This is a genomic window from Pseudoalteromonas sp. DSM 26666 (genome assembly GCF_900116475.1).
Taxonomy (GTDB): Bacteria; Pseudomonadota; Gammaproteobacteria; order Enterobacterales; family Alteromonadaceae; genus Pseudoalteromonas; species Pseudoalteromonas tetraodonis.
The window spans coordinates 56172-74276 of the sequence record NZ_FPAR01000001.1; the positions used below are offsets into that span (position 1 = coordinate 56172).

Annotated in this window: 16 protein-coding genes and 1 tRNA gene; 10 read left to right on the forward strand and 7 right to left on the reverse strand. The window is 39.6% G+C overall.

Annotation, left to right across the window (positions count from 1 at the left end; all coding sequences use genetic code 11):
- Positions 1 to 2: 2 nt before the first annotated feature.
- Entirely contained in the window at positions 3 to 713 is a 711-nt protein-coding gene (locus BM380_RS00295; protein WP_024601129.1) for a DUF6445 family protein, read from the reverse strand.
- Between the two features lie 305 nt (positions 714 to 1018).
- On the opposite strand from BM380_RS00295, the gene BM380_RS00300 reads away from it, so the two are divergent.
- The 5 genes from BM380_RS00300 to BM380_RS00320 all read left to right on the forward strand — a co-directional run bounded on the left by BM380_RS00300 (position 1019) and on the right by BM380_RS00320 (position 7810).
- Positions 1019 to 1723: a SapC family protein gene (locus BM380_RS00300; protein ID WP_013465241.1), complete on the forward strand. Its 705-nt coding sequence runs from the start codon at positions 1019 to 1021 to the stop codon at positions 1721 to 1723.
- Between the two features lie 124 nt (positions 1724 to 1847).
- The gene (locus BM380_RS00305) at positions 1848 to 2882 is read left to right on the forward strand and encodes an isoaspartyl peptidase/L-asparaginase family protein (protein WP_090492269.1); all 1035 of its coding nucleotides are present in this window, start codon (positions 1848 to 1850) and stop codon (positions 2880 to 2882) included.
- A 128-nt stretch (positions 2883 to 3010) separates the two neighbouring features.
- On the forward strand, positions 3011 to 6898 hold the full coding sequence (gene hrpA / locus BM380_RS00310) for an ATP-dependent RNA helicase HrpA (RefSeq protein WP_175527434.1): 3888 nt from the start codon (positions 3011 to 3013) through the stop codon (positions 6896 to 6898).
- Positions 6899 to 7124: 226 nt separating this feature from the next.
- The gene (locus BM380_RS00315) at positions 7125 to 7505 is read left to right on the forward strand and encodes a response regulator (RefSeq protein ID WP_013465238.1); all 381 of its coding nucleotides are present in this window, start codon (positions 7125 to 7127) and stop codon (positions 7503 to 7505) included.
- Positions 7506 to 7513: 8 nt separating this feature from the next.
- Positions 7514 to 7810, forward strand: coding sequence for a PilZ domain-containing protein (locus BM380_RS00320; protein ID WP_013465237.1), 297 nt, complete (start codon positions 7514 to 7516; stop codon positions 7808 to 7810).
- 9 nt (positions 7811 to 7819) lie between these two features.
- Here BM380_RS00320 and BM380_RS00325 read toward each other — a convergent pair whose 3' ends face one another.
- Positions 7820 to 9010 (reverse strand): class I SAM-dependent methyltransferase, encoded by a 1191-nt coding sequence (locus BM380_RS00325; RefSeq protein WP_013465236.1) that lies wholly within the window; start codon positions 9008 to 9010, stop codon positions 7820 to 7822.
- Between the two features lie 139 nt (positions 9011 to 9149).
- Here BM380_RS00325 and BM380_RS00330 point away from each other — a divergent pair, with 139 nt between their 5' ends.
- Together BM380_RS00330 and BM380_RS00335 are read left to right on the forward strand one after the other, a co-directional pair.
- The gene (locus BM380_RS00330; protein ID WP_028835036.1) at positions 9150 to 9806 is read left to right on the forward strand and encodes an HD domain-containing protein; all 657 of its coding nucleotides are present in this window, start codon (positions 9150 to 9152) and stop codon (positions 9804 to 9806) included.
- 4 nt (positions 9807 to 9810) lie between these two features.
- Complete coding sequence (locus BM380_RS00335; RefSeq protein ID WP_231893549.1) at positions 9811 to 10239, forward strand: VOC family protein; 429 nt, start codon at positions 9811 to 9813, stop codon at positions 10237 to 10239.
- Between the two features lie 47 nt (positions 10240 to 10286).
- Here the strand turns inward: BM380_RS00335 and BM380_RS00340 are convergent, their stop codons facing one another.
- Both BM380_RS00340 and BM380_RS00345 read right to left on the reverse strand, forming a co-directional pair.
- Positions 10287 to 11282 (reverse strand): response regulator, encoded by a 996-nt coding sequence (locus tag BM380_RS00340; RefSeq protein ID WP_090492272.1) that lies wholly within the window; start codon positions 11280 to 11282, stop codon positions 10287 to 10289.
- Positions 11283 to 11299: 17 nt separating this feature from the next.
- On the reverse strand, positions 11300 to 14611 hold the full coding sequence (locus BM380_RS00345) for a PAS domain S-box protein (protein WP_090492274.1): 3312 nt from the start codon (positions 14609 to 14611) through the stop codon (positions 11300 to 11302).
- 245 nt (positions 14612 to 14856) lie between these two features.
- On the opposite strand from BM380_RS00345, the gene BM380_RS00350 reads away from it, so the two are divergent.
- Positions 14857 to 15549, forward strand: a complete 693-nt coding sequence (locus BM380_RS00350; RefSeq protein WP_033104395.1) for a M48 family metallopeptidase — start codon at positions 14857 to 14859, stop codon at positions 15547 to 15549.
- Between the two features lie 25 nt (positions 15550 to 15574).
- On the opposite strand, the gene BM380_RS00355 is transcribed toward BM380_RS00350, so the two are convergent.
- Positions 15575 to 15659, reverse strand: a tRNA-Tyr gene (locus BM380_RS00355).
- A gap of 112 nt (positions 15660 to 15771) precedes the next feature.
- On the opposite strand from BM380_RS00355, the gene BM380_RS00360 reads away from it, so the two are divergent.
- Positions 15772 to 16299, forward strand: a complete 528-nt coding sequence (locus BM380_RS00360) for a VC2046/SO_2500 family protein (RefSeq protein ID WP_028835041.1) — start codon at positions 15772 to 15774, stop codon at positions 16297 to 16299.
- Positions 16300 to 16511: 212 nt separating this feature from the next.
- Positions 16512 to 16814, forward strand: coding sequence for a DUF6172 family protein (locus BM380_RS00365; protein WP_008113037.1), 303 nt, complete (start codon positions 16512 to 16514; stop codon positions 16812 to 16814).
- Between the two features lie 67 nt (positions 16815 to 16881).
- Here the strand turns inward: BM380_RS00365 and BM380_RS00370 are convergent, their stop codons facing one another.
- Both BM380_RS00370 and BM380_RS00375 read right to left on the reverse strand, forming a co-directional pair.
- A complete protein-coding gene (locus BM380_RS00370; RefSeq protein ID WP_090492276.1) occupies positions 16882 to 17358 on the reverse strand; it encodes a YchJ family protein in 477 nt (158 codons plus the stop codon).
- A gap of 39 nt (positions 17359 to 17397) precedes the next feature.
- Complete coding sequence (locus BM380_RS00375; RefSeq protein WP_013465228.1) at positions 17398 to 17832, reverse strand: SulA-like leucine-rich domain-containing protein; 435 nt, start codon at positions 17830 to 17832, stop codon at positions 17398 to 17400.
- Positions 17833 to 18105: the final 273 nt, after the last annotated feature.

Sequence of the window (18105 nt, forward strand, 5' to 3'; positions counted from 1 at the left end):
CCTTATCTTACACTTGCAAAAGAGGCTATCGACAGACGGCCTTTTTTAGCATCGGCTAAGCAGCTTTGCTCAGAGTAAATATTTGCACTGTGTAATAAGTTACCTTGGTAAATAACAAGGCGATTAAATTTAGCATCTATTTTAAACACTTGCTCAAATAAGCTAGTGGTACCGGCTAAATAGCCTTGATGTTCATCAGGGTTATTTTTAACATCGTTAACTATATCTGCCAATAGTGGTTTGTGTTGCTCTTTAAATTCAATAATGTTTTGCGGTATGTATTTATAAATACTGGTGCCACCGAGTTCCTCACCAGATAAATAATGCACAAACGCATAGTCTCTTTCATCACATGAATCGATATGGGGCACTTTTTGATCGACAATTAAATTAGCCGGTTTACATGAAACTAATGAAAGCAAACTTTTATGAAGAATAGACTCGTGGTAGTTTTTGTTTTCTATTTTAGGCAGTATTTCATTTTGAAAAAATGCGTGCAACAACCTCAAGTACGGTTGTGGCATATTATCGCGGATCCCCGGATAAAAGGAATTATCTGAGAACATAGGATTAAAGTAAGCTATGTTATGGGCAAAATTCATTACACTGCTTGTATCTAAAAGAAAATCATCAACAACGTAAGCGTATACCTGTGTGCCAGGGATCATCAACTTTTCAATTTTTAACTGTGGATTTATGGTTAAATTTTTCATTTTTAAGGTCTAATTTTTGATGAGAATATTTAAGTGTAAACATCTTACCTCGCTGTAAAATTAATATATCACCTCTGACAACGCTGTCAAAGCTATCAGCGAGTGTATTTAATGGCTAATAGACCAGTGAACGTTGGCAAAAGTAACGTTTTTTATATATTTGTCTAAATAATCAACGATAATTTTTTGTTAATTAATATCCTACAAACTGCCACAAAATTTTCACTTCCTTTTTGTTGCCAAAACCTTTAGCCTTAGGGCACTAACAGTAAAAAATTAAATTTATAAAATAACGGAGCAGTAACATGGCGGAGCAACAAGTACAGCCTTTACACAACGAAAAACATGCCAACACTAAAATTAAAAATGGCATCAATATCGAATTTATGAAAACTCAACACTTAGTGCCAGTTGTAGCACACGAGTTTGCGCGTATCGCCAATGAGTTTCCAATGTCTTTTGTTAAAAATAACGAAACAGGTACTTTTCAAGCGGTTGCTATGTTTGGCCTAGAGCCAGGTGAAAACTTATTTGTTGATGGCGACAAATGGACAGCTGCGTTTGCACCTATGGCAACAACGCGTTACCCATTAGGTTTAGTAAAGCACCCTGAGCAAGATCAATTTGGTATTGTAATTGACGAAGCGAGCTCATTAGTTGGTGAAGAAGAGGGTAATGCATTATTCGAAAACGGTGAAGAAACTGATTACCTTAAGCGTCGTAAAGAAGCGTTAGTATCGTTCATCGAGTTTTCACAAGTCACTGATGCGTTCACTAAATTCCTTGCTGATAAAGAATTACTAGTAGCACAAACGCTAACGGTTGATATTAAAGGCGAGAAAAAAGACATCAACGGTATTTACCTTATCGATGAGAAAAAACTAAATGAGCTAAGCGATGCAGACTTTCTAGAGCTTCGTAAACGCGGTTATTTAGCACCTATCTATTCTTTCTTAACGTCTACTCACCAAGTAGCACGTTTAGCACGTTTAAAAGCGCAACAAGCGTAATTTTTAAACAGAATTTAAAAAGCGCCTCAGGGCGCTTTTTTTATGCCATTAAACTCAGTTCACTTGAAAAACCCCACGTAACCATTCACATTAGTTTTAATCTTAACTAACGAAAGAACGCACAATGAAAAAATCACTATTACTAGGACTGCTTTGCGGTAGTTTAATGAGTGTGAGCTCATCTGCATTGAGTGCGAGCACGCCGTTTGCCATTGCGATTCATGGCGGGGCAGGCACAATCGAAAAAAGTAAATTTACACCTGCTCAAGAGCAAGCTTACCGCGATAAATTAGCTCAAGCTGTTGAGACTGGGTATAAGGTACTTGAACAAGGCGGAGAAAGCCTTGATGCAGTCACCGCAGCCATTGAAGTGTTAGAGCAATCGCCTTATTTTAACGCCGGACGCGGCGCGGTATACACCTATGATGGTAGCCATGAGTTAGATGCTTCTATTATGGATGGTCGTAACCGCCGAGCTGGAGCAGTTTCGGGCATTAAGCACATAGAAAGTCCAATTAAACTTGCCCGTTTAGTGATGGAAAAATCAGTGCATGTGATGTTAAGTGGCCAAGGTGCAGAAGAGTTTGCTAAAGAGCAAGGCGTTAGCTTAGTAGAGAATAATATATTTGATACAAAGCATCGCTATGAAGCTTTATTAAAAGCAAAGGAAAAACTAGAGGCGAGCAAAAGCACCAATAAAGATTATCAAGCAGCGCACAAGGCGTTACCCGCTAATTATAAAATGGGGACTGTGGGTGCGGTGGCACTGGATAAACAAGGTAATTTAGCCGCGGGTACGTCAACTGGCGGAATGACCGCAAAACGTTTTGGCCGTATTGGTGATGCACCAGTTATTGGCGCGGGTACCTTTGCAGAAAACGCCTCGTGTGCAGTATCGGCAACCGGCCATGGCGAATATTTTATTCGTTATAATGTGGCAAGCGATATTTGCGCACGAGTAAAATATCAAGGTAAAACCATTGCCCAAGCCGGGGATGAAGTAATAAATGGGGTGCTTAAACCGATTGGCGGCACAGGCGGTGTTATTATTGTTGATACAAAAGGCAATATTAGCCTGCCGTTTAACACCACAGGCATGTACCGTGCGAGTAAATCGAATACGCAAGCGACTTATGTAGGTATTTTTAGCAACGAATGAGCGTTTTTCTTTAGTGGCTGGAGGTTTATATAATAATCCGCTGATTGTTATGTCCTTTACAGGATTAACCCCAGCCATTTAATTTGCTACAATCGGGGCTCTTTGACTAATTTTTATAAGGTATGCAGGTGGTAAACCTAGGTCAGTTGTTTGGCGAGCTAAAAACGTGCTTAAAAAAAGATCAATTCAGTTTTAAAAAGCGCCTTCATGGCGTAAAAAAAATTACCGACGAGGCAAAACTTACCAGTGCGCTTGAAAAAATTACGGCTGATATCAGTCGCAGTCAATCGCTTCGCGAGCAGCGTTTAGCTGGGCTACCTAACGTTACTTATCCTGAGCAATTACCGGTCAGTCAAAAAAAAGACACCATTAAAGAGGCCATTGCTAATAATCAAGTGGTGATTATTGCTGGTGAAACCGGCTCAGGTAAAACCACACAAATTCCTAAAATGTGTTTAGAGTTAGGCCGTGGGGTTGATGGGTATATCGGCCATACTCAACCTAGACGTTTAGCTGCACGTAGCGTTGCCAATCGTATAGCAGAAGAAATGCAATGCGAGCTTGGTCAGCAAGTGGGTTTTAAAATTCGCTTTAGCGATCAGGTTTCTAATAACAGTTATATAAAATTGATGACCGACGGTATTTTATTAGCTGAAATACAACAAGACCGTTTTTTGAATCAATACGACACCATTATTATTGATGAGGCGCATGAGCGCAGTTTAAACATTGATTTTATTTTAGGTTACCTTAAAAATTTACTTCCTAAACGTCCTGACTTAAAAGTTATTATTACCTCTGCGACCATTGATCCAGAACGTTTTTCTAAGCACTTTGATGATGCGCCAATTATTGAAGTATCAGGCCGGACATTCCCTGTGGATGTACGCTATAACCCCATCAGTGACATCCAAAAAGAAGACATGGAAGCCGAAGGCGACCAGTTACAGGGGATTTTTGATGCGGTCGATGAACTTTGCGCTGAAGGCCCCGGTGATATTCTGATCTTCTTAAACGGTGAGCGAGAAATACGCGATACCGCCGATGCGTTAAGTAAGCGCAATTTAAAACACACCGATATATTACCTTTGTATTCAAGGCTATCGAACGCTGAACAAAATCGTATTTTTGCGCCGCATTCGCGCCGCCACATTATTCTCTCAACCAACGTGGCTGAAACATCGCTAACGGTGCCAGGTATTCGTTATGTTATTGACCCGGGTACGGCGCGTATTAGTCGTTACAGTTACCGTACAAAGGTTCAACGTTTACCCATAGAGCCTATTTCGCAAGCTAGTGCTAATCAGCGAATGGGGCGTTGTGGACGTGTTGAAGCGGGTATTTGTATTCGCTTGTATTCAGAGGACGATTTTTTATCACGTCCTGAATTTACCGATCCTGAAATATTGCGTACTAACTTAGCGTCAGTTATTTTACAAATGCTGGCATTAGGGTTGGGTGATATGGCGCAATTTCCTTTTGTGCAAGCCCCAGATAGCCGCAACATTAACGATGGTTTAACACTGCTTGAAGAGTTAGAAGCGGTAAAAGAAGCTAAACGTCATCAAAAAACCAGTTTAACGCAATCTGGTCGAGAGCTGAGTCGTTTGCCAGTGGATCCGCGTTTAGCAAAAATGGTGCTGACTGCGCATAAGCTGGGTGCATTGCGTGAGGTGATTATTATTGTTGCTGCGCTCTCAATTCAAGACCCACGAGAACGACCACAAGAAAAACGCCAGGCAGCGAATGAAAAACACGGTCGCTTTGACGACCCAGACTCTGACTTTATCGCCTTTTTAAACTTGTGGAATTACCTCGAAGAGCAGCAAAGTGAGCTGACCAATAGCCAGTTTAGAAAGTTATGTCAAAAAGACTTTTTAGCGTATATGCGCATTCGTGAATGGCAAGACATCGTTTATCAAATCAGCACTGTGTGCAATGAAATGAAAATGAAAGCCACCACGAATGTTGCAGACAGCGAGCTTATTCACAAAGCACTGTTAAGTGGCATGCTCAGTCATATCGGTTTTAAAGACGAAAAGCAGCTGTATAAAGGCGCACGTAATAGCCAATTTCATATTTTTCCAGGATCAGGCTTGTTTAAAAAGAGCCCCAAGTGGATGATGTCGGCTGAATTGGTAGAAACCAGTAAACTCTATGCCCGTATTAATGCCAAAATAGATGTGAACTGGGTAGAACCGTTTGCTCAACATTTGGTAAAACGAAGCTATACAGAGCCACACTGGGAGAAAAAGCCCGGTGCAGTCATTGCCTTTGAGCAACAAACACTTTACGGCCTGCTTATCGTTAATAAACGCCGGTGTGTGTATAGCAAGATTGATCCTAAAGTAAGCCGCGAATTATTTATCCGCTCGGCGCTGGTTGAACAAGAGCTTGGATTAAATGAAGCATTTTTAGCGTATAACCGCGAATTAATTGAAGATATTCAAGTGCTCGAGAACAAGTCTCGTAGACGCGATATTTTAGTTGATGAGCAAACCTTGTTTGAGTTTTACGAGAAGAAAATACCCAGCGATATTAACAATCGTGCTGCGTTTATCAAATGGTATAAAACACAAAAACAACAAGACAAACACTACCTGCATATGACGCGCGAAGAGCTCATGCAACATGGCGCCAGCAGCATTACCGAATTTGACTACCCTGATACTTGGCAGCAAGATAATTTGATGCTGCCGCTTACCTATCACTTTGATCCAGGCCAAGCGGTTGATGGTGTTGCCGTACAAATACCCGTTGCACTGTTAAACCAAGTGCAAGAAAGTGGCTTTGATTGGCATATACCGGCATTTCGTCATGAGTTAATTTGTGGGTTAATTAAGTCATTACCTAAGTCATTGCGTCGTAACTTTGTTCCTGCGCCCAATTATGCCGATGCGGTGTTAGCGGCTATAGAGCCATTACAAGGCTCGTTAATCGACTCGCTAAGCAATCGATTACTGCGTATGACCGGCGTTCGTGTAGACCCTGAGGCGTGGGATTTAACTGCGCTTGCTCCGCATTTAAGGCTACAATTTGAAGTGCGCGATGAACACGACAAGCTACTGGCACGTGGACTCGATTTAGCTAAACTTAAAGCGCAGCTACAAGGCAAGGTCACCGACACCTTATCTAAAGTCGCCGACAAAGGCATAGAAAAAACCGATTTAACACAGTGGGATTTTGGAGAGTTACCAACATCCTATGTGAAAAAGCAAGGTCAGTACGAAATTAAAGCGTACCCTGCGCTGGTGGATAAAAAATCAACGGCGGCAGTGGAGTTATTCGATAACGAAATTAAAGCGCAATTAGCGCACCAGCAGGGGTTGCGTCGTTTAGTGTTATTAAACGTGCCATCACCCATTAAATACCTGCAGCAAAATTTACCAAACAAGGCTAAGCTAGGGTTGTACTTTAATCCTTTTGGTAAAATTGCCGATTTAATAGATGACTGCATTGCATCGGGTGTTGATAGCCTATTAGTTAAATATGGTGATATTCGTACAAGTGATGCATTTGAAGCGGTTAAAGAGCATATTCGCGGCGAATTAGGCGACACCGTAGTAGCAATTGCAACCCAAGTAGAGCAAGTACTGAGTATTGCTCATGCGCTGCATAAAAAAATGAAAGGGCGAGTAGATTTAACCATGATCACTGCCCATGGCGATATTAAATCTCAGTTAGAATCGCTTATTTTTAAAGGTTTTGTGAGCCAGCATGGGGCGGATAAGCTCGGCGATTTAATTCGTTACTTAAAAGCGATTCAAAAACGACTAGAAAAGCTACCCGTTGACCCAAATCGTGATAGATTATGTGTGCTAGAGCTTGAAAAAGTGGCGCAAGAATATAAAAAACTGACGAATAAAACCCCTAAAGGAATGCCATTGCCTGACGATGTTGAGGCTATTTTTTGGATGCAGCAAGAATTACGCGTATCCTTATTTGCGCAAACCTTAGGTACACCTTATCCAATTTCAGCGAAACGTGTGTTAAATGCGATAAAAGAAATTGAATAATCCCTTTATTCGCTATTAAGCTAGGGTCTGTTGACCTTTGTGGATTAAAATTTGTTCAAACTAAGGGCGGTTTAATCGCGGCGCGAGGTTTGTAACCTAGTGGGCTAAGTAAAAACCACACCACATAGGCTCTGCCTTGCCTAAATACCAAACAGGCTACTGCAAATTCAACCTTGTACGGTCAACAGACCCTAAGGGACTAACTTGAGAAGGAAATGACATTGCTATGTCCTCATTATTAAAACACCAAGCGCGACAATTGTTAGTGGTTGATGATGAGTATTTCAATTTTGAAATACTCAAAGCAGGGTTAGCATCAACATTTGATTTAAGCTATGCTGATTCTGGTAAAAGTTGTTTAGCATCTGCCATTGCTAACCCGCCTGATATTATTTTGCTTGATGTATGTATGCCGGGGCTTGATGGTTATGATACCTGTCGCATACTTAAACATACGCCAGAGACAAAACACATTCCGGTGGTGATGATATCAGGACTTGAGTCAGAGCTTGAGCAACAAGCAGGCTTTGACTCAGGGTGTGATGCTTACGTTGTAAAACCTTTTTCTATCGCCGTACTACGAGAAAAAATTAATAATATTGTGTAGAGGGAATTATGTTTACTGAAGATAAGCGAAACTACAGACGTATGCAGGTTAACACACCCGCTAAGTTAACCTCGATTGAGCCCGTCGCAGGACTAAGTTACACAGGCACCTGCCTTGACTTAAGTGCAACAGGGCTCTCCTTGCAGCTCGATGATTTATTAGAACTTAACTCAATTTTATCGGTTGATATTGCATCAACCCATCCAAGCATTGCACCGTTAAAAGCCACTGCAAAGGTTATACGTGCCAGCACAGAAGAGGATGGCACGATAACCGCGGGGCTAGAAATTATTGAGTTTAACTAAAATTAGTGTTTAGTAAACCTTACAAATAAGGCCTTTAAGATAAAAGCCTTCAGGGTAGCTGCCCGCAATAGGGTGGTCAGCTGCTTGATTTAAGCGCTCCATGATCAGCAAATCTTTACCTGCATCAAGTGCTGCATCTGCAACCACTTTTTGAAACAAATTTTGTTCCATTAAACCAGAGCATGAGAAAGTAAGCAGTGTGCCGCCTGGTTTTAATATTTGCATCGCAATCATATTAATATCTTTGTAACCCCGACATGCCCCAGTTAACTGCGCTTTATTATCAGCAAATTTAGGCGGATCCATCACAATCGTATCAAACATCACGCCGTCTTCACGGTATTGGCGCAATAACTTAAATACATCTTGTTTTACAAAGTCGACTTTATTTAAATCAAGGTTGTTATGTTCAACATTGCGCTTTGCTGTATCAAGAGCTGGTTGTGAAACATCGACATTGGTTACATGCTTACAGCCACCACGCAGGGCATAAAGAGAAAACGTTCCCGTATAACTAAAGCAATTTAATACGGTTTTATCTTTTGAAAAACGCTCCAGTGCAGCACGGCTATCACGTTGATCTAAATAAAAGCCGGTTTTATGGCCTTCAAGAATATCAACTTCAATTTTTAAACCATTTTCTTCAATGATAACTGGCGCTGTGGGTTCATTACCCCAAAGCACTCCTTTAATTGGCTCCAAGCCTTCTTTAGTGCGCACATCTACATCTGAGCGCTCATAAATATTTGAGCCTGGGAAAATAGCCATTAATGCGCCAACAATTTCACCTTTGTGGCGCTCAGCACCGGCACTGAGTAACTGACAAACCAAGGTGTTATCAAATTTATCTATGGTAACACCCGGTAAATAATCGGATTCAGCGGCGCAAAGCCTAAAACCGGTCAGTCCACCTTCTTCAATCGCATGGCTGCGAGCTTCTAAAGCACGACGTAGGCGACGCTCGAAAAAATGTTGATCTATGACTTCTTTTTCATCAAAGCTCCAAACACGCGCGCGAATTTGTGAATGCGGGCTGTAAGCCGCGGTGGCTAAAAACTTACCTTCACTGTCGTGTATGGTTACCGTGTCACCTAATCCAGGTTTACCTTTAATTTTTTTGATGGCTTTAGAAAATAACCAAGGGTGTTTTCTTTTTAATGATTTATCGCGACCAGCTTGCAGGTAAACGGCAGATGACATAGGGCTTCTCTGTAGTAATAAATAAGCGCTGTATTTTAGTCAAGCCACGCGCAACATACAATGAATGTTTTGCAAGGGCCTTATAAATCGCGTTAAAGTAGGGGATATTACCTCGTTTAAATAGATTTTTGGAAGCTCGGTGAACAATTTAGCCCTTAGCCCTTCATTAAAGCAACTTGATCAGCAATGCAGAGAATTTATAACAGCGCTTATCCATGCTGATGTAGCCCATGATATTACCCATATTGAACGGGTAGTACGTGTTGCAGTTAAATTATGCACTGCTGAAAAAGCCAATATGAATGTTGTTTTACCTGCTGCGTGGTTACATGATTGTGTGGCCGTAGCAAAAAACCATCCCGATAGGGCAAAAGCTTCAACGATGGCTGCCGATAAAGCGATTAGTTTTTTAGCGTCTATTGGCTATGATGAAGCGCTATTTGATGATATTCACCACGCCATAGCCGCGCATAGTTTTAGCGCCAATATTGCTATTAAAACCGTTGAAGCACAGATTGTACAAGATGCTGACAGAATGGATGCCTTAGGGGCTATTGGTGTTAGTCGTTGTATGAAAGTGGGGGGCTCAATAAGCCGACTTTTGTACAATCCTAATGATCCATTTTGTTTAGAGCGTGAGCCCGATGATAAACAATACACATTAGATCATTTTTTTATAAAGTTACTGCATATTGCAAAAAGTATGAATACACCTTCTGCTAAAGCCGAAGCACTTAGAAGAACAGATTACATGTATGACTTTTTAGAGCAGCTAAAATCTGAAATTGGAGGGTAAGACAGTGAGGCCAAAATTGAGCGGTATTGATCATTGTCATTTAAATGTTCAAAGCCTCACCCAAGCCGTTGATTGGTATGAAAAGGTGCTTGGTTTTACTGTAGTAGAGGAATTAGCATTTTGGAATGAAGAAGGCAAAGGCCCTTTAACGCTTGAAGATGAAAACGGATCGACACGTTTAGCTTTATTTGAGGCGCCAGGGCGAAGTAAAGGAATCGCTTTTGCTGCAACCGGTGAGCAATTTATAGCGTGGTTAGCACATTTTGAGCAGCTTGAAATTAAAACGATACTGGCTGATCATGGCGTGACTTTTTCTATGTATTTTAAAGATAACAGTGGCAATAGCCATGAGATCACTTCCCATCACTACCGCATTATAAAACAGCATTTTCCAGCTGTAGCGTTAGGCTCTCACAATGCCAAAAGGGGCTAGGTCCTGTTGAACTTTGTGCAGTAATATTTGTTCAAAAAAGAGACGATTTAATCGCGTTCTTGATGAGCCTTTTTTATCGCTAAAATAGCGTCTATTTTGCTAATAAAAAGATCAACCAGCTGAGGGTCAAAGTGTTTTCCTGCTTGTTGTTGCATATGCTCTAGTGTTTGCTCAATGCTCCAAGGCTCTTTATAAGGACGTTTTGATGTAAGTGCATCAAATACATCAGCAATCGCTACAATCCGCCCCTCAATAGAGATTTCCTCGCCTTTCAATCCATTAGGATAACCTGTGCCATCCCATTTTTCATGATGTTCGATAGCCAATACATGGGCAAGTTGCAGTAAGGGGGAAGGTGAGTTGGCCAATATTTTAGCCCCTATAGCGGCATGCTCTTTCATGTGTGCAAATTCGTCGGGGGTTAATTTGCCAGGTTTTAACAGTATCGAATCAGGAATACCTATTTTTCCGACATCGTGCATTGGCGCAGCTTGGCGTAATAATTCTGCGTGTTGTTCGTTCATTCCCAACGCTAAAGCAAGTACTTTGCTGTATTGGCTCATTCGTGCAATATGCTCACCCGTATCGGTATCTTTATACTCTGCCGCGCGACCCAATCGCTCAACTAAATCTACATGTGCTTGTTTTAGTTGCTCGGCTTGTACTAAAGAAAGATGAGTTTTTACCCTTGCCTTTACAATCGCAGGGCTAATAGGTTTGGTTATATAGTCAACCGCACCTAGCGAAAACCCTTCCGATTCATCTTGTTCTTGCGTGAGTGCGGTGACAAAAATGACCGGAATGTGTGCGGTTTTAGGATTAGCTTTTAAAATTTTGCACACTTCAAAGCCATTAATATCTGGCATCATTACATCAAGTAAAATGAGTTTTGGCGGATCGTTTTCTATTAATTGCAGTGCCACAGCCCCCGATTTAGCAAACGATAAACGGTAGTTACTCGCTAAGACCTCGCGCATTACTTTTAAATTTGCAGGTTCATCATCGACGATTAATATTCGCGCCTGACTTATCGATTGATCCATCGGTATCCTCAGAAGAGCTAGTTATTGAGTGTTGTTAATAATGCGTTGAGCTGTGTTTGTGCATTATCAAATTCAAAGTCATTAAACTGCTCATAAATATTCAAAATAGCAGCTTTGTGTTGTTCGGGTGTTATTCTTTCAATATAACTTAATAACGTATCATCCAACTCTGCTCGTTTAGCTTGGCTGAGTAAAAGCGTTAATTGGTGAATAAATTCAGCATCTGACACGGTTTCTTTTTGTAATTCATTCTCTTTAAAAGCAATGTGTAAGTGTGATAATTCATCTGCTAGCTGCTGCCACTCTTGCTGACATTTTAATATGCACTGAGTATAACTTGTTATATCACGTTGTTTTTCAGCTTGCGCAATTAAGTAAGATAAATTATTGAGCGCTAAATTACCGGCAAGACCTTTTAAATTATGCAAAATATGAGCATAATGCTTATCGTTTAGCTTAGTGGTCGCCAAAGTTAGCATACTATTTTGATGCTGAGCTAAAAAGAGTACAACCTCTTTGAGATGTTTCTCTTTGCTGCCCCACATTTTTTCGCCTTTATTAAAATCTATACGAAGTTTTGAATCTATTGGATCGTTAGTTACTAACTGGCTGATAGTAAGCCCAAGCACCCGTGCTATTTCTTGGTTGAGTTGGTTTATGTCAACGGGTTTCGTTGTAAAACCATTCATACCCGCTTGTTTGGCTGTTAGCTTATCTTGCTGTAGCACACTGGCCGTTAAGGCAATTATTGGCGTGTGCTTTAGTTGTTTTTGCTGCTCTAAAGAGCGAATTGATGCTGTGGCACTGATCCCATCACATTTAGGCATATGAATATCCATTAGGATAATATCAAAGCGATGCTGATTAAACATGTCAATGGCCTCAAAACCATTATTTGCTTTACTTACCTGATGGCCTGCTTGGGAAAGCATAATAGTGAGTAGTTCGATATTTTGTTCAATATCATCCACCACTAAGATTTTTAATGGGGGTAAGCTAAATGCGTTTTTACTAATGGCTTGCACCTGACTTTTTTCGCCTGGCTCAAGCCCAACAGTAAAGGAAAAACAGCTACCTTGACCAAGGGTACTTTGTGCATATATTTTGCCGCCCATTAATTCAACCAGCTGCTTACTAATTGTTGTGCCAAGCCCTGTGCCACCAAATCGGCGTGTTGTGGTGCCATCTGCTTGCTCAAAGGGTTTAAAAATAGCCTCAAGGCGACCTTTTTCGATACCTATACCACTATCTTGTACTTCAAATAAAATGGGTTGATTGGGTTTATGAGTAACCGAAACAGTAACATGGCCTTGCTCAGTAAACTTTATCGCATTGCCGATTAAATTGGTTAGCACTTGGCGTAAACGCGTATCATCACCAAAATAAAATGGATTTACATTGTCAGCTATTTTTAAAATGAGCTGTAAGTCTTTGCGTTTTGCATCAAGCCAAAATGTCGACACAATATTATCGAGCAATTCTTGCAAGTTAAAATGTACTTTTTGAATTTCGAGTTTACCTTTCTCTAGCTTTGCTGAATCAAGGATATCGTTGAGTAAATGCAATAAAGAACGCGCAGCGTTATTAACGGTAATAATTTGTTTTTGTTGTTCTTTATTAAGCGGACTATCCATTAAAATATCACTAAAGCCAATAATTGCATTCATGGGGGTACGTATCTCATGGCTCATATTTGCCATAAAAGACTGTTTAGCTTGCGCGGCTGCTTCAGCCTCGTATTTAGCTTGCTTTAAGCTTTGCTCATATTCATGGCGCTTGGTTATATCAACTAAAACGCCATCAACCCAGCGTGTATCATCTTTAGAGTTAGTGATAATACTTGCTTGATCAAGTACCCAAATAATATTGCCGTTGCGATGGCGAATGCGATACTCAATTGAGTATTGACTGGTCGATGCAACTGCTTGATCAATCGCTAAAGAAATAGCCGCTTCATCTTCTTTAACAATAAGCTCGGCAAAGGTAATACGCTGCTCAGTAAATTCTTCAGCGCGATAACCCGTTAGTTCATAGACGCTAGGGCTGATAAACAACATACTCCAGTGTTCATCTAACAAGCAGCGAAATACCACACCGGGCATATTGTTCATTAAGGTACGGTATTGTCGCTCTTTTTCAATTAAGCTTTGTTGTAACGCTCTTTGCTCAGTTAAATCGGTAATAAAGCCTACAAACAATGTTTCAGTTTGTAATTGCTTTACTTCACCAATCCCTAAGCGAATTGGAAATTGATGACCATTTTTATGTTTTGCCCACACATCGCGATTAACACCAATAACACGTTTTACCTCATGGTTTGTTGTATTTTTTAAAAAAGCATCGTGTTGATTAGCAATATCATCAGCCATTAATATTTTTACATTCTGGCCAATGACCTCATTATCTTGCCAGCCAAAAATTGTTTCTGCGGCTTTATTAAAGCTCAAAATAGTGCCTTTAATATTTATAGTAACGATGCCGTCAATGGCAGTTGATAAAATAGCATCAAGGCGAGACTCTTCAGCTGATTTTTTCCCCAACAGCATTCTGTATCGGATCATGCCATTGATGATCACAACCACCGCTGTTAATAAAAGCGTGGCGAACGACACACTAATAGCAATAAAGGTTAGATGTGATTGGTTTGTTTGCTCGTTAATTATCGGGCTTGTTGCAATAAATCGCGTAGCAGCCATGCCCATATAATGCATACCAGCCACGGCAAGGCCAAGAATAAGGGCGCAAATAATACGATTATGCACAGGCGTTAATTTTTTAAAGTGTGCTGGTAAATGAAAACGTGCATAGAGACTTATAAAAGACAGCAGCACTGCAACAACAATTGAAGCGCCAAACCATATTGGATCATAACGAAGTAAAGGACTTAATTGCATCGCGGCCATACCGCTGTAATGCATGGTGCCAACACCCGCGCCAAATAAAAGAGAGCTTAGAATTAAATTGATAATACGAGGGTGAGAGCTATATGTTTTCAAACAAGAAAAAGCAATGGTACATGCCAGTAAAGCCGGTATAAACGATACAAAAGTTAGTGTGGGGTCGTATTCAATTGTAGTGCACAAAGAAAATGCGAGCATAGCAATAAAGTGCATGCTCCAGACCCCTCCGGCAAGGACTAAGGCTGCGGTTATATTGGCTAACTTTCGATAAGATTTAAAATGTGTATTATTTGCTAAATCGATAACGTGCAAAGAAAAATAAGCTGCAAAAATTGCGGTGAGTATAGATAGTGTCACTAAACTTGGGTCGTATACACCATTAATAATTAGGCTTGGATCTGGTTCGTTTATAAAAAAATTAGCTAACATCAATCATTCACATAATAACTCTTAAATTCAGTCTAATATAAAATACAATAATAATCACAAGGTATTGAGTTATAAATTACAAAAGTAACGTAAGTGTTTTAAGCTCTAAATCATACTATTTATTGAGTAGCACTAAATGCATTGTTATTAAAATGGCATTTAGTGGGGATTATTTATAGATTAGCCGTTATGGTACAAGGTAAAATAAAACCCAGTGGTTAATTATAAATAGGCAGCATTCATTGTTGGATTACACTTTAAAGCGTAGTAAGCGAAGAAAAACAGTGGCTATCAAAGTCGCACAACGTGAGCTTACGGTATATGCGCCCCATTTTGTAACGAAAACACAAATTAATGAATGGCTGTTAAGTAAACAGGACTGGATTGATGCTCAGTTACATAAGCAACAAATTCAAGCCGATACACGACAGTTTCCACTCAAAACCCAGAGTATTAAATTATTTAATGAAGCTGTTAATGTGCAATTTGATAACGCAGTACGCACTCAATGGCAGCAGCACAATGAAAGCCAAACGCTGTTACTGAGTATTTCTTCACGTGTAAAGCATCAAACGCAAATGTATCAAAGTTTGCTAGAGCAGTTTTTGCATGAGAAATTAGAAAGTTATATTGAAATGCGAGTTAACGATTATTGTCAGCTGATGGGTGAAAAGCTACCGAGTAATATTCGTATTCAATTGTATAAACGTCGCTGGGGTAGTTGTAATCGCAGGCGTGAACTAACCTTCAACTTACACTTGGCAAGTGCACCGACATGGGTCATTGACTACGTGATTGTTCATGAATTAGCACATTTAAAATATTTAAATCACAGTGCTCAATTTTGGCAACGTGTGGGATTATTTTATTCAGATTATAAACAAGCAAGTAACTGGTTAAACAATCATGGTATGAGTTTACAGTGGGTATTTGAATAAAAAGAAATAAGGTAGAGAAGAGAAGTGGTGGAGGGAGCTGGATTCGAACCAGCGAAGGCTGAGCCGTCAGATTTACAGTCTGATCCCTTTGGCCGCTCGGGAACCCCTCCAATGCAACGCGGCAGATAATAGCAAACTTCTTATTTAAGTAAAGAAAAAAGCTAAAGAAAATTCAAATTTAGCCGATAAATACTTATTAATTAGTTAAATAGGCTAAAGTCTATGCAGATTGGTGATTTGTTAATCACGGAGAGCCAGTTAAAAACAAGGCTTAACGAAAGTGTGCACGAAAACCGCCGAGGCGAGTTTGCACTTTTATTAGCAATGCTCTCTCACGATGCACTCGATTTTAGTGAATTCCACCTACCCAAAAGTGACACTAAGCATTATCAAGCTAATGAAGATGCTCTGCGTAAACAATTTGGCGCAGGTCCAAAGCAGCCATTAGCGCCAGATACCTTTAATATGTTAATTGGTAAAAATAACACAGAGCTTTTAGCAAAAATGGGAAGCGCTGTAGGGATGAGTGATATAAAGTTAACTCAGTGCTTAAAGCCTGAGCCATTTAATATTCGTGATGATAAAAACCACATTCCTCTGACTGTCATTGATAACTGTGAATTAGCGGTACGTCGACGAATTCAAAATACCAACACCGAGTTATCAAACCCTCAAATGGATGCGGTGGCATTTTATGATGATTTACAAAATGAAGCTATCCACCAGCCATTACATTTGTTTAGTGCCTAATTATATGTGTTCAATTGCTGCTTTATACATGCCATTTGATTGTAATAAACTGTGTTTATAGTAGTAAGTAACTATTGGTTTTATAGGTGCTTTATTTTAATAACTGATTTAATATAAAAAAAGCATCCAAAATTTAAATGCAATTGCTATAATGGCGCAAATGGTATGACATTAAATGCCATTATCATTAAACCAAGGTAATTAGGAACGTAATGAAGAAAACATTCACGCTGAATCATGAGAAAATCAAATACCCTCGTATGGTTGATGCTGCAAAGCATGAAGTGAAAAAATATTTGAAAAGAGAACGTAATAAAACTTTACCTGTTGATGCCGACTACTGGGCATTTGATTGTAAGTTTGGTAACACGGCTGAAGAAGCCCAAGTGGTTCACGTTGCTGAAATTAACAATCACATCAGTGAAATTGAAAAGCAAGGTTTAACTTCTTTTTACTTAGAGATTTTAGCAAGACCTGCACAGCGTCAAGATTTCGATGAAGATGATGGCGAGTAAAACGCTAATTTGCGTTTAGTGTAGTTTTTGAAAATGGGCCTTGTGGCCCATTTTTTGTAGCTGAAGTTTATACACTATGACATTTTTTGTATTTTTTATTACTGCCACAAGGGCACGTATCATTACGTTTTACTTTAATATCGGCAACCGGTGTAATCTCACCATCAAGGTATCGCCATTGTCCATCTTCTTTAATAAACCTTGAATTTTCTGCCAACTCGCAATATAAATCTTGATAAAAGTAGTGAGCTTTAAATGTAACAAATCCTGTTTCATCATTATAACCAGAGTCTAATACGGCTAAGTTTATAAAACGGCAACTATTTGCAAAATCTTTAATTTCTGAAATTGAATTTTCAGCTTGTTTTTCTTTTGCATAACTTTCACGAACAAAAACCGCGTTTTTAACAGCATAAGCACTGTAGCGTGCACGCATAAGTTGCTCTGGTGTGTGTGGCTGTTTGGTTTTTAAATGAAAAGGCTCGCAGCAATCAGCATAAGGTTGCTGACTGCCACAAAAACATAATAGGGCGTTAGAAGTCATGATAAATGTACTGTGTATTAAAACGCTAGTTTATCAAGCTTATTGCGTAAGTGAAATCTCAGAATGAGCGCTTTTTTTGCTAAAGCAATACAACTTAGTGCGCGTATGGCTCAAGTTTAATGATAACTGCGACAGTTGTTGGTTATTTATTATGTCAGTCCAGGTGATCACCGCGGCAAAATTTCCATTGTGAAGTGCAGAACTTAAAACATACTCTAAATTAACTAAATGCTTTTGACGAATAACCAGTAATTTACTGGTATCAATTGAGCATGAATCAAGTAGCGCTTTGCTCGGTACGTTATCTGGTGCTATTAATAGTGTCCATGCATTTAGGCTGTTGTATTGGTGTAATACTTTTAATAACTCAAACGTTGCTGAAATTTCATCTTCAATTTGTACAACGTTAACACAATCTGATTGGTCATCTTGCTGGTAGCTTTTAACTGTTCTTACGGTAATTGGCTGTAACATAATCTTCTCACTCACTGGGTTTTTATACAGTACATTCATACAGTAGTTTATACAGTTGTTTGGTGCAAGTGTTTTTTGCTATTTTTTTGTACAGTTATTCATCTTAAAACGCGACAGTTACTATAAATATACAAATAATCTATATATAACAATGGTTTAATTTTTATTGAAAGTTAATGCCCACAGAATTAATTTTAAGGCTGGGAGCAAATAAATACAGATGAACAGGGGGTATACAGTAGTTTAAATTAATTAAGCGTGCTTGCTTTGGCT